Annotated in this window: 9 protein-coding genes; 7 read left to right on the forward strand and 2 right to left on the reverse strand. The window is 47.7% G+C overall.

Annotated features, from left to right (window positions below):
• Nucleotides 1–86: 86 nt before the first annotated feature.
• From pheS to zapA, 3 genes are all read left to right on the forward strand, one after another.
• Nucleotides 87–1,118, forward strand: coding sequence for a phenylalanine--tRNA ligase subunit alpha (pheS, locus tag KAI37_RS07140; RefSeq protein ID WP_269321413.1), 1,032 nt, complete (start codon nt 87–89; stop codon nt 1,116–1,118).
• Nucleotides 1,119–1,146: 28 nt separating this feature from the next.
• On the forward strand, nt 1,147–3,594 hold the full coding sequence (pheT, locus tag KAI37_RS07145) for a phenylalanine--tRNA ligase subunit beta (RefSeq protein ID WP_076293750.1): 2,448 nt from the start codon (nt 1,147–1,149) through the stop codon (nt 3,592–3,594).
• Nucleotides 3,595–3,801: 207 nt separating this feature from the next.
• Nucleotides 3,802–5,826: a cell division protein ZapA gene (zapA, locus tag KAI37_RS07150; protein WP_220030978.1), complete on the forward strand. Its 2,025-nt coding sequence runs from the start codon at nt 3,802–3,804 to the stop codon at nt 5,824–5,826.
• A 151-nt stretch (nt 5,827–5,977) separates the two neighbouring features.
• Here zapA and KAI37_RS07155 read toward each other — a convergent pair whose 3' ends face one another.
• Nucleotides 5,978–6,337: a phage holin family protein gene (locus KAI37_RS07155; protein WP_220030979.1), complete on the reverse strand. Its 360-nt coding sequence runs from the start codon at nt 6,335–6,337 to the stop codon at nt 5,978–5,980.
• A 152-nt stretch (nt 6,338–6,489) separates the two neighbouring features.
• Here KAI37_RS07155 and KAI37_RS07160 point away from each other — a divergent pair, with 152 nt between their 5' ends.
• The 4 genes from KAI37_RS07160 (at nt 6,490) to KAI37_RS07175 (ending at nt 11,463) form a co-directional block, all read left to right on the forward strand.
• Complete coding sequence (locus KAI37_RS07160) at nt 6,490–8,859, forward strand: endonuclease MutS2 (RefSeq protein WP_220030980.1); 2,370 nt, start codon at nt 6,490–6,492, stop codon at nt 8,857–8,859.
• Between the two features lie 58 nt (nt 8,860–8,917).
• Nucleotides 8,918–9,331 (forward strand): DUF350 domain-containing protein, encoded by a 414-nt coding sequence (locus KAI37_RS07165; RefSeq protein WP_013309402.1) that lies wholly within the window; start codon nt 8,918–8,920, stop codon nt 9,329–9,331.
• A gap of 54 nt (nt 9,332–9,385) precedes the next feature.
• The gene (locus KAI37_RS07170) at nt 9,386–10,093 is read left to right on the forward strand and encodes a hypothetical protein (RefSeq protein WP_071640052.1); all 708 of its coding nucleotides are present in this window, start codon (nt 9,386–9,388) and stop codon (nt 10,091–10,093) included.
• Nucleotides 10,094–10,209: 116 nt separating this feature from the next.
• The gene (locus KAI37_RS07175) at nt 10,210–11,463 is read left to right on the forward strand and encodes an MFS transporter (protein ID WP_104495099.1); all 1,254 of its coding nucleotides are present in this window, start codon (nt 10,210–10,212) and stop codon (nt 11,461–11,463) included.
• 74 nt (nt 11,464–11,537) lie between these two features.
• On the opposite strand, the gene KAI37_RS07180 is transcribed toward KAI37_RS07175, so the two are convergent.
• Complete coding sequence (locus KAI37_RS07180; protein WP_220030981.1) at nt 11,538–12,776, reverse strand: NAD(P)/FAD-dependent oxidoreductase; 1,239 nt, start codon at nt 12,774–12,776, stop codon at nt 11,538–11,540.
• Nucleotides 12,777–12,778: the final 2 nt, after the last annotated feature.

The raw sequence follows: 12,778 nt of genomic DNA on the forward strand, positions 1-12,778 counted from the left end.
CACGGTCTTTTCGTCCCTTACCGGGAGAAAAGACCTTTTTTTGTTGTCTGAAAAGCTGGATATGAAGAAAGGGGACTGAACAGGCGATGAGCGAAACCATCCAAATGAAGGAACATTTGCTGGCCTTGAAGGAAGAAGCACTGGAAGTATTGGAGAAAGTGGCAACACCCAAGGAGCTGGCTGATTTACGGGTCAAATATTCGGGGAAAAAGGGCGCACTGACTGAAATCTTGCGCGGTATGGGCAAGCTGAGCGCGGAAGAGCGTCCGGTTGTTGGACAGGTAGCCAATGAGGTGCGCGAGGCGATTGAAGAAGTCGTTAACCGTAAGCAGGACGAGTTCACGAAAGCAGAAACGAATGAGCGTCTGCAAGCGGAAAAGATCGACGTTACGCTGCCTGGACGCGCGTTGCCGCAAGGTGGACTGCACCCGCTCAACAAAGTGATTGAGCAAATCGAGGATATTTTTACAGGTATGGGCTATCGAGTGGCTGAAGGTCCACAGGCAGAGACGGATTATTATAACTTCGAAGCATTGAACCTGCCTAAAAATCACCCAGCACGGGATATGCAGGATTCATTTTACCTGACCGAGGATCTGTTGATGCGTACCCATACGTCACCGGTTCAGATTCGCGCGATGGAAGCGATGAAGGGCGAAACGCCTATTAAGGTTATCTGTCCGGGTACGGTTTTCCGACGTGATGATGACGATGCAACGCATTCTTTTCAATTCCACCAAATTGAAGGGCTTGTCATTGGAAAAGACATTCGTATGAGTGATTTGAAAGGAACCTTACTTCAATTTGCACGCGAAATGTTCGGAGAATCGACCGAAATCCGTTTGCGCCCAAGCTTCTTCCCGTTCACAGAGCCGAGTGCTGAAGTAGACGTGACTTTTGTGAAGAAAAATGGCGAACGTGTATGGATCGAAATTTTGGGCTGTGGCATGGTCCATCCGAAAGTGCTGGAGATGGGCGGTTTTGATCCTGAGGTGTACAGCGGTTTTGCATTCGGTATGGGTGTAGAGCGGATTGCTATATTGAAATACGGTATCGACGATATTCGTCATTTTTATAACAGTGACCTGTCGTTCCTGAAACAGTTTGCGCGTCAATAAACAACTATATCAAGGGAAGTGAACCCATATGAAAGTATCATTCGAGTGGCTGTCCGAGTATGTATCGCTGGATCAGGTAAGCGCGGAGGATCTAGCAGAGAAAATCACCCGTTCGGGTATAGAAATTGATGAGGTCGAGCAGCGCAATCAAGGGATTACTGGCGTCGTTGTCGGCTATGTTAAAAGCAAGGAAAAGCATCCAGATGCTGATAAGCTGAATGTATGTATTGTCGATGCAGGTCAAGAGGAAGATCTGCAAATCGTGTGTGGTGCCAAAAACGTGGATGCAGGTCAAAAGGTTCCTGTTGCAGTTGTAGGGGCAAAGTTGCCGGGAGATTTCCACATTAAAAAAGCCAAGCTACGCGGTGTTGTATCCATGGGCATGATCTGCTCGGCCAAAGAACTGGGCATGAATGACAAGCTGCTTCCAAAGGAATTGCAAGAAGGTATTTTGGTGCTGCCTGAGGATGCTGAAATTGGTATGCCAATTACGAAGCTGCTGGCGCTGGATGATCAGGTGCTGGATTTTGATCTAACACCCAACCGTTCGGATTGCCTGAGCATGCACGGAGCAGCATATGAAGTGAGTGCGATTCTGGGACGTGACATTTCGCTGACTGACCCGGCTAAGGATCTGGTGGAAATTAGCGATGCAGCAGCAGATCATCTGTCTGTGAAGGTAGATACTCCTGAACTGTGTACGCACTATGCGGCTCGTTATATCACAGGTGTAAAAGTGGGGGCTTCCCCGTTATGGATTCAAAACCGTCTGATGGCGGCAGGTGTTCGTCCGATCAACAACATCGTAGATATTACGAACTACGTCATGCTGGAATACGGTCAGCCGTTGCATGCTTTTGATGCGGATAAGCTGGAAAATGGAAATATTGAAGTTCGACTCGCTCGTGCCGGCGAAACATTGATTACCCTTGACGATCAGGAGCGTAAGTTGGAGCCGCATATGCTGCTGATTACAGACGGTGTGAAACCAATTGCATTGGCAGGCGTGATGGGTGGAGCCAATTCAGAGGTTACGGATGCGACGGTCAGCATTGCGCTGGAATCTGCGAAGTTTGACGGCGGTACAGTTCGCAAAACATCCCGTCAACTTGGACTGCGTTCGGAAGCAAGTCTGCGTTTTGAAAAAGAGGTTGATCCAGGAGCTGTCGTGCCTGCTGTGAATCGTGCAGCTGCGCTGATTCAGCGTTATGCGGGAGGCACTGTACACCAGGGCATCGTAGAATCTGCGTCTGCAAAAGCTGAAAACCGCATTATCAAGCTGTCGCTAGATAAAATAAACCGATATTTGGGAACCGAACTGTCTTTGCTTGAGGTGAAAACGATTTTCGGTAGACTTCATTTCGGATGTGGCGACGCAGAGCAAGGGGTACTGGAAGTTGAAGTACCTACACGCCGTGGAGATATTACCATTGACGTGGACTTAATCGAAGAGGTAGCTCGTCTGTATGGATACGACAATATCCCGACCACGCCGATTGAAGGGCCGACAACTCCGGGAGCTTTGACAGCATCGCAATCATTGCGCCGCTCCCTGCGCAGATTGCTGGCTCATGGTGGTTGGCAGGAGACGATCAGTTACTCTTTTGTACATCCGCAAAGTACGGGGTTATTTAATGCCCTGACAGAAGGTAGCCATCCGGTACGTTTGGCTATGCCTATGAGCGAAGACCGTAGTGTTTTGCGTACGAGTATCATTCCACAGATGCTGGATACAGCGGTGTACAACATGAATCGCAAGCAAGACAATCTGGCGATTTTTGAGATGGGAACGGTATTTTATACAGAGGAACAAACATTAACCCGTCAGCCGCAGGAAATTCAAGTGCTTAGTCTACTGCTGACTGGGGTACGCCGTGAAAAACAATGGAATATTGGTGCTGAAAAGGTTGATTTCTTTGATATTAAAGGCGCGCTTGAAACGGTGTTTGACTATTTCGGGTTGAGTGCCAGCATTCGTTATGTGGCTGACCAACCGCAAAGCTACCATCCGGGCCGTTCCGCTTCGGTATGGCTGGATGTGAATGGGAACTCTCAACGGATCGGTACCATTGGGCAGATTCATCCGGAGCTTCAACAATCTTATGGGCTGAATGATACGTATGTAGCGGAAATTGCGTTGCAACAGGTCGTTGAACACGCAAACTCTCATATTCAGTTCAGAGAGCTGGCTCGCTTCCCATCCGTGGAACGTGACATTGCCCTCGTGGTAAATAAAGACGTTGAGGCAGGTGAACTGCTTCGTGTTATTCACGCTGCAGGCGGAGAGCTATTGCAGGATGCGCGAGTGTTTGATGTATTTACAGGCAGTAAGCTTGGTGAAGATAAGAAGAGCGTAGCTATCTCTCTGACCTATCGTCATTGGGAACATACGTTGACGGATGAAGAGATCAATGCGGCGCATACTCCTGTCGTTACGTCTCTGGAACAAACTTTTGGAGCGGAATTGAGAAAGTAGCAGGAAATGCGGGAAGCTGTATCGAATCTTAGTGACAGAGGTTCGATACGGCTTTTTGGCCTATCATCATAGGAGCTCTCTTACTCTGATATTTACCCGCTGCGGGGAAGCCGGACTTAAGGTTGAACGCTTCACGGAAGGCGGGTTACCATAGTACCGGACACACCTTAGAATCAACATACAGTAGTATTGAAGGAGGGCATAATTGTGACTACACCAGATCGTACTCGCGTCACTGTAGAGATCTACGGTACTTCTTATAAACTCGTCGGCAGCAATACCGATTATATGAAGCAGGTTGCCAATTACGTGGATGAGCGTATGCACAGCATTTCTCAAGCTCATTCGCGTCTGGATATGCCCCGAATTGCCGTGCTGGCTGCGGTTCATATGGCAGAGGAAGCTGTACAAATCCAGGAAATTCAGAGTCATATGAACCGCTTAGCAGCGGAACGAGCAGAGCTCCGGGGAGATCTGGCGCAACTCCAGACGGCTCTAGGGGAACAGCAGCAAAAAAATACAGATATGCATCAATCTCTTATTCAACTAAAGGAAGAAAAGGAAGCAACGCAGAAGAAGTTGATGGAAACCGAATCTGTATCAGCCAAGGAGATTGCCCAATTGAAGGCAAAGCTGGAACAGCAGGAGAAAAAAGCGGCTGAACTTGAAAATGGACAAAAACAAGCTAAACGTGAATTAGAGGAGTCTCATCAAGAAGCTTCTCGCAAGCTGAAAGAGCAGCAGGAGGCGGCCAATGCTCGTATCCGGCAGATAGAAGAGCAGATGAAGAAGGAAGTGGCTGAAGCGGCTAAGCAGGCTGAAGCCAAGCTGTCAGCTGCAGAGAAGACTCATCAGGAGCAAAAGCGTACAGAACTGGACAAGCTGCGATCTGCTTTGCAGCAAGAGCATAGTAAGAAGGTAAGCGAATGGCAGACCAAGTGCTCCGGGCTGAATGAGCAGCTGGAGCAGGAACGTAAACAGGCTGAATTGGCGTTGAATGAAGAAAAGCTCCAGCATCAGGAAGCGCAGAAACGAGCTGATGAAGCTGCACTGGAGCAGGAGATTCGGGTTGAGGAGCTTCAGGAACAATTAGAACAAGTACAGGCAGGCAGTACAGAGCTTTCTTCTCGTCTGGGAGAGGCTCAAGAGCAAGCAAGAGTACTGAAGCAACAACAGTCCGAGCTGGAGTCTGTGCTGGAAACACAGCGACAGGTTGCGATAGAGCGAGAGCAGGCAGATACGCTTGCACGTGAAGAACTGCAAAGCCGATATGATCAATTAGAAGCTGAAGCCAAGGCTGCGCAGCAGCAGACGGCTAAGCTGGAGGAAGAACAGCGGCGGATGCAGAAGCTGCTGGAGCAAGCTCACGTATCTTCTCGCAAGCTGCAAAGTGAGCTGGCTACGCTAGCTGAAAGCGAGAAGTCATGGAGGAAACTTGCAGAAGAACGCCAGTTGGCAGTTGATGAGCTGGAGCTCTCCCTGCTGGAAGCACGTGAACAGAAGGAAGCGATACAGGAGCAATTACAGCACGCAGCAGCTGAGCTCGAAGCTATTAATGATAAATTTGCTTCACAACAGCAACGGCTAGTTCAACTCGAAGCGAGAATCAAGGAGCTTTCACCTGAGCTGATTCGTGTTCAGGATGAGCTTGAAAAAGCCAAAGTCCGAGAGCAAGAGGGAGCGAAGGCGTATCAATCGCTTCAGGAGCAATATGGAAGCATGAAGAGCCGAGCTGGACAGCTGGAGCAAAATATCAAGCAGCTTCAACAGGAAGATCACGAACGGCGGAGTAAGCTGGAACATGCTGAGGAAGAATCTCTGGAGTGGCAACTTAAATACGATCAGTTGAAGGCAGAAGCGGAACGTCTGGAAGCTGAAGATGCTGCCCGTAAGGAAGAATTTGCATCTTGGGAACGCGAAATAGCGGTAACAGTTGAACAAAAGGAACAGCTTCAGGAGGAGACTCGTTTGGCGGTTGAAGCTGCCAAAACGGCGAAAGCTGAGCAGCAGTCCATAGAGCAGGAACGAATGGCCTTGCAGTCTGAATTGGACGAAGTGGGTCAAAAATATGAAATGGCGGCGCATCAGCTTCGTTTGTTACAAGTACAACAGGATGTAGATCGGGAAAATACGGAGAAGATTTCTACAGAATTACGTCAATTACAGGAAGAATACACTAAGCTTCAAACGGAGTACAATGAATGGATTGAACTTATCGAACAGGATCAGTAGATACGGATTATAATTGTAAGGCAATCCCCGGCTGCTCATCGCCGGGGATTGTTTGTTTATTGTATCCACTCAGAGGTGAAAATGACAAAAAGCTGTCCTTTGGCAGATGAATTCTGCTTCGGGACAGCTTTGCCAGAAGCGATTACTGAAATTAATTCCCGTTTTTGCGACCGGCTTCAAACGGTGTCGATACCGGAATGAACAGGTCGATAATCCCGATAACCAATGCAGCGAGCAATGCGCCTAGAACGGAAACACTGACATTGGTCACCACATACTGAGCGATCCAGATAACCAGAGCGCTCACTAGAAAACCTACGATACCGCGTCCAAATGGAGAAACGCGTCGGCCGAACACTGCCTCGATGATGTAACCAACCAAGGCAATGACAATGGCAAGAATCAGCGCGCTCCAAAAGCCGCCTACACTAAATCCGGGAACGATCCAGCTTACGACCATCAGCACCAGAGCGGCAACGATGAAACGTACAATGTGCCCGAGAATGCTCACGGAATAACCTCCTTTGTTTTTTGAATTTACAGGGTTAGACAAAGGTTAGTGTGTGGCATGAAGAGCTTTCTTATGTGTAAAACAGAGTTGGCAAATAGCGTAAGTTTGCTGCTTTCGGTATAATATAGATATAAGTGAAAGGAGTAGTGAAGTTGGACTCTAAAATTTTCAAAACCCTTGAATATCAAAAAATTCTAAATAAACTAAGTCACTATGCCCAAACGGCAACGGGACAACAGACAGCCCTTCGATTACAGCCCAGCGATGATTTGGAGCATATCAAGAAAATGCTGAAAGGCACGGATGAGGCCTATGCTGCTGATCGCCTCAAAGGAGTGCCTTCTTTTAACGGAGTAGTGGATATCACTCCGGCGGTAAAGCGTGCCCGTATTGGCGGAACGTTAAGCCCGCAGGAGTTGCTCGGCATTCGGACAACAGTTCAGGCCGCACGCCGTATACAGGTATACGTGACAAGTTTGCATGAGGAAAATCCTGTCGAAACATTGCTGTATTGGAGTGAGCAGCTTTCGGAGCAGAAAGGTTTGGAAAACTCCATTAAAGGCTGTATTGACGAAAATGCGGAGGTGCTGGATTCTGCCAGCACAGAGCTTTCTCAAATCCGTCGGGAGCTGCGCTCGGGAGAAGTGCGTATTCGTGAAAAGCTGGATTCCATGATTCGTTCCTCAACTGTATCCAAAATGCTTCAAGATCAGTTGATTACGATTCGCGGAGATCGGTTTGTGATCCCGGTTAAGGCCGAATACCGTTCTTATTTTGGCGGAATTGTTCATGATCAATCCGGGTCTGGTGCAACATTGTTTATCGAGCCTGAATCCATCGTAGCCATGAACAATAAGTTGAGGGAAACAAGGCTGAGAGAAGAGCGTGAAATTGAAGTCATTTTACAAAAGCTGACCGCACTCGTCGCAGAACAAGCAGATATGTTGCTGTATGATGTGGACATATTGGGCAATCTTGATTTTATTTTTGCCAAAGCGCGTCTCGCCCGTGAAATGAAGGCAACCTTGCCTTTAATGAATGACCGCGGATATTTGAAGCTGAAAAAGGGCAGACATCCTCTAATTCCGTTGGAGCAGGTTGTTCCCATTGATGTGGAGTTAGGCAACTCATACACCTCTATTATCGTTACCGGACCGAACACAGGGGGGAAAACCGTTACTCTGAAAACCATCGGTCTACTTAGTTTGATGGCGATGTCTGGACTGTTTGTACCTGTTGAGGATGAAAGTCAGCTGTGTGTATTTGATGCAATCTATGCCGATATTGGTGACGAGCAGAGCATTGAGCAAAACTTGAGTACATTTTCCAGTCACATGACCAATATCATTAGCATCCTGAAAAATATGACGCCAAAAAGTCTTGTATTGCTTGACGAAGTGGGGGCAGGAACGGACCCCGCGGAAGGTTCGGCTCTGGCTGTCTCTATTTTGGAGCATATACATGCCATGGGTTGCCGCATGGTTGCGACGACTCACTATAGTGAATTGAAGGCGTATGCCTATGAGCGCAAAGGAATTATTAATGCAAGCATGGAGTTTGATGTCGCTACATTAAGCCCGACTTACCGCCTTCTGGTCGGTGTACCCGGACGAAGTAATGCATTTGCCATTGCCGAGCGATTGGGATTGCCAGGGCGTATTTTAGACTATGCCCGTGGTGAGGTAACGGAAGAAGACCAGCGCGTTGAGCACATGATCGCGTCACTGGAGCAGAACCGTTTAACAGCTGAGCAAGAACGGGAAAAAGCGGAGCAGCTGCGTAAGGAAATGGAAGCATTGCGTAGCCGTCATCAGATGGAGCTGGATAAGCTGGAGTCCCAACGGGACCGTATGCTGGAAAAAGCTGAGGATGAAGCAAGAGTTCTCGTGGATAAGGCTCGTAGTGAAGCAGAGAAAATCATTACTGATTTGCGTAAATTGGCTCAGGAAGAAGGGGCCTCGGTTAAGGAGCATAAGTTGATTGCAGCTCGCAGAGAACTGGATGAGGCTGAACCGAAGCAACGCAAAAAAAGTGCCGTCAAACGTCCGGCTGCTACGCGTACTCGTTCTATCATGGCTGGCGATGAAGTATCCGTCCACAGTCTGAATAAAAAAGGCCACGTGGTTGAACTGTCCGGTACCAAGGAAGCTGTGGTTCAACTGGGAATCATGAAGATGAAGGTCAGTCTGGATGATCTGGAACTACTGCAACCTGCCCAAACAACGACTCCAAGAGTTCAAAAACCAGTGACTGGCGTTAAGCGGACACGGGATGATAACGTACGAAGTGAACTTGATCTTCGGGGGGCTAACGTGGAGGAAGCCTTGATGGAAGTGGACCGCTTCATGGATGAAGCGTTTCTAGCCAATCTGGGTCAGGTACACATTATTCATGGCAAAGGTACAGGTGTCCTGAGAACCGGTATTCAGGAGTACCTCCGCAAGCATAAGCATGTGAAAAGCTACCGTATCGGTAATTACAATGAAGGCGGCACAGGCGTAACAGTTGCTGAATTGGAATAGCTATGGGTTGCCGGCTTTGCCCGGGAACGCTTGGTAGAACGGGAGGGACGAAGTGAAGATGGCGATTGATGAATTGCTGTCACATCCGTTGGGGATGATGCTGGGTTATTTCTCGGTGGCGGTGCTGGAGCTAATTGTATTTTTGTCGTGTTTTGAGCTGGTAACCCGCTATAAATGCTGGGAAGAGATCAAGCGCGGTAATGTTTCGGTAGCCATGGCTACGGGAGGGAAAATGTTCGGTATTTGCAACGTACTCCGCTTTGCAATGGAAGCCAAATCCAGCGTGTATGATACGATGATTTGGTCGTTCGTTGGCTTTTTACTGCTTCTTGCGGCGTACTTTCTTTTTGAGTTTCTGACACCGGTATTTTCTATCGATCAACAGATTAAAGAGGATAATCGTGCTGTCGGCTTGTTCTCCATGATTATTTCCATATCGTTATCTTATGTGATCGGCGCCAGTGTAACTTGACACATCTTGTATACTAGAGCTTGGTATACGCTTGGAACGGAAGGATGATAAAGCTTGGAAATGACTATTTGTCCATGGTGTAACATGGAAATTATTTGGGATGAAGAATTAGGACCTGAGGAAGAGTGTCCTTATTGCCATAATGATCTGAAAGGGTACTCTGACATCACCGATGATGAAGATGAGTCTGTTTCTCCACCTGTTCATAGACATGTAGGTGAGCATGGACATGAAGAGACGAAACATGATCATGTGGCTTCTGTAACCCCGGTGCCCCACTCTCATGGAAAAGAAGACCTGAAGGGTTATCGGACATTGAGTATTCAGCTCGGTGATGATGAGGAGCAGGATATTTTATATGAGGCAGAGGACGAAATCGTAGTTGAAAAACCGGTTGATGCACCGTTGTTGCAGGACAATGAGCTTCATAAGTTGCCCGTGCTGCATACTTTGCAAAAATTTGAAGAAAGCGGTGCGGATCTGATGGCTTATGAACAAGGCGCTGAACAAATACTCGACAGACAAGATGAGGTTCTTGAATGTTCTCAATGTGGGGAGTACATGCTGCATGCAGGTTCGCAAACCGTAACCAGAGAAGGTTTTGAACCGTCGATGTCTCCAGCGCTTGGCAAGCCCGTTCTGGATTTGCCGTTCGTCTTGAATGTTTATGTGTGCCCTAGCTGCTTCCATGTCCAGCAGACACTGTCAGAGAATGACCGACTGCGGATGCTGGAGAAGCTCAGCGGTATTTCCAACAATTAAATAGCAATCCCCGGGATAGGCCCAAGCTCAATACGGGCATCTTAAATCGAAGAAATCTTTGAACAAGCTGGCTTGAAATAAGCTGATTGGTGATTTTTCGGTTAGGGGGAACTGCATTGAAATCAAACCTGAACGGACAATCCATTCTGCTATTAAGCTTGAATGGATTGTTTGTGTTTGCAGCAGCATTGTCAGGCACATTTCTTAACGTGTATTTGTGGAAAAGCAGGCAGGATTACGCGATGATCGGCTGGTTTAATGTCAGTCAACAAATTGCACTGGGAATTATGGTCTGGGTGGCTGGAAAGTGGGTCAAGGAACATAACAAAATGAATGCCCTACGCGTGGGCACCGCATTATCAGGCCTATTTTATCTGATCGTGTTATATACGGGACCGCAGGCTGTGAACTACATATGGCCGCTCGGGATGCTGCTGGGTGCAGCATTAGGTTTATTCTGGCTGGCGTTTAATGTGATTTTTTTCGAAGTCACGGATCAGGCAAGCCGTGATCATTTTAACGGATGGGTGGGTCTGCTGGGCTCATTTTCCGGTATAGTGGGTCCTTGGTTATCCGGTTGGATTATTGCCCGTATGGAGGATGACGCAGGTTATCGCGTGATATTCAGTATTTCCTTGGCCTTTTATGTCGTAGGAGTGGTGCTTAGTTTCTTTCTTCGCAAGCGTAAGCCGACAGGAAATTACAATTGGAAAGAGCCCAAGCAACGATTGTCACAAAAAGGGAGTATGTGGCGTCCGTTGTCGTTATCGCTTATTGCTCAGGGCATCCGTGAAGGGGTGTTTGCTTTCCTGATTACGCTGCTCGTATATGTAGCTACTCAACAAGAATGGAAGCTTGCACAGTTTTCACTTATCACGTCGGCGGTATCATTTTTCAGCTTTTGGGCTGTCGGAAAATGGCTCAAGCCACACTATCGTTCGGCGGGTATGCTGTTGGGTGCCGTGTTGTTGGTGATCGCGCTATTACCGTTATTGTGGCGTATGGAGTATAGCACGCTACTAATTATGGGGATCGGCACCGCTTTATTTATGCCTTTATATTTAATTCCCATGATTTCTGCGAGCTTTGATTTAATGGGTACGAGTAAAGGAGATGCCAATCAGAGAGTGGAACTGGTTGTATTGCGCGAACTATGCTTAATGGTAGGCCGGTTGACCGGAACACTCATTTTCTTGGGTGTCCTAAGTATCAGCAAGGCTCCTACGGCGATGATCTGGTTGTTGATTGGCCTTGCATTGATGCCAGTGCTCGGATGGTTTTTTATGCGAAGTGTGCTGAAAATGGAACAAAAGACGAAGCAGAGCAAATCTCATTCCCATGTACACCGCTGGCACAAGCAAACCGAATAGTTTGAAAATACATTTAAAAAAGACCTCCAGACCCAATTAGTAGGGGAAGGAGGTTCTTTTTTGTATTCCATATGTTAGACCATTGGCTCCGTTGTTTCAGGCGAGGGCTTGGTAGTGCGAATTAGAGAATAAAGCTCCATTTCAGGTCGGTGTGTGCCTGTCAGTTCATCAGCCAATAGCTGTGCGGCCATCATACTCGTAACCGTCCCATTTCCCCCGTAACCCTCCAAAAAATAGCAGTTTGGAAAACGTGGATGTGGACCAATATAGGGCAAACCGTCGTGAGAGGAGCCGAATACAGCCGCCCAGGCATAGTCGATCTGAAATGGAACACCGGGAAAATGCTCCTCTAGTGTTTGCAGTAGCTTTTGCTGTTGGTGTAGCAGTCTGATTTCACGTTGATTGGCGTCCAGTACAGGTTCATCTAAACCGCCAATAATGATGCGTCCTTCCGGTGTTGAGCGTATGTACAGATAAGGACGAGCAGTTTCCCAAATCAAACACTGCTCATACCACAAGGGAACATCTCCGATTGGCTTGGTGGCGATAGCATAAGAGCTTTCTAGAACGGCTCCGCGATCTGTTTTAATCTCCTGTGTTTCATAACCCGTTGCAAAAATGATTTTTTTCGCTCGGATAATTCCACCGCTGGTATGACAAACAACTTCATTTTCATTAAATTCAAAATGCTTGGCTTCCGTATGCTCATATAAGCGTACACCGAGTCGGCTGGCGGATTGCAACAGTCCTTGGGCAAACAAAAATGGATTAACCTCGGCATCTTCGTGCGTGTACAAGGCTGCTGATTTTCGAAAAGGAAATCGGGCTGCAATCAGTTGCTCATCCCAGTATTCGACGGGAAATCCAAACCGGGTTAGCTGTTTGTACTCTTCCTGAAGCGTCTGCACATCCTCCGATGTACTTGCATAGTACAGGCTACTGCGGCGTATAAAGGACGGATCAATTTCCAGGGTGGTAGACAGCTTTTCCAACTGATCCAGAGCATCTTTACACATACGGTAAAACAGTACACCGTTCGTTTCACCAAACGTATTGATGAAGGAGGTTAAGGTCTTATCATTGCTATATTGCAGCAGTCCAGTATTGGCCGAAGAACTTCCATGTACCAGCTTGCGTTTGTCAATAACCACGGTGTCTACCTGTCGTTCTCCCAATAGCCGGGAGCAGATGGACCCGCCCATCCCGCCTCCGATGATCAGTACATCACAATTTAAATCCTCTGCCAAAGGCGGAAAATCCGATGTTTGCTCCAAGGTACTCGGCCAATACGTATTCCCGCTAATCAATTCCATAT

It is taken from the genome of Paenibacillus sp. S25, from assembly GCF_019454085.1.
GTDB classification, from domain to species: Bacteria; Bacillota; Bacilli; order Paenibacillales; family Paenibacillaceae; genus Paenibacillus; species Paenibacillus polymyxa_B.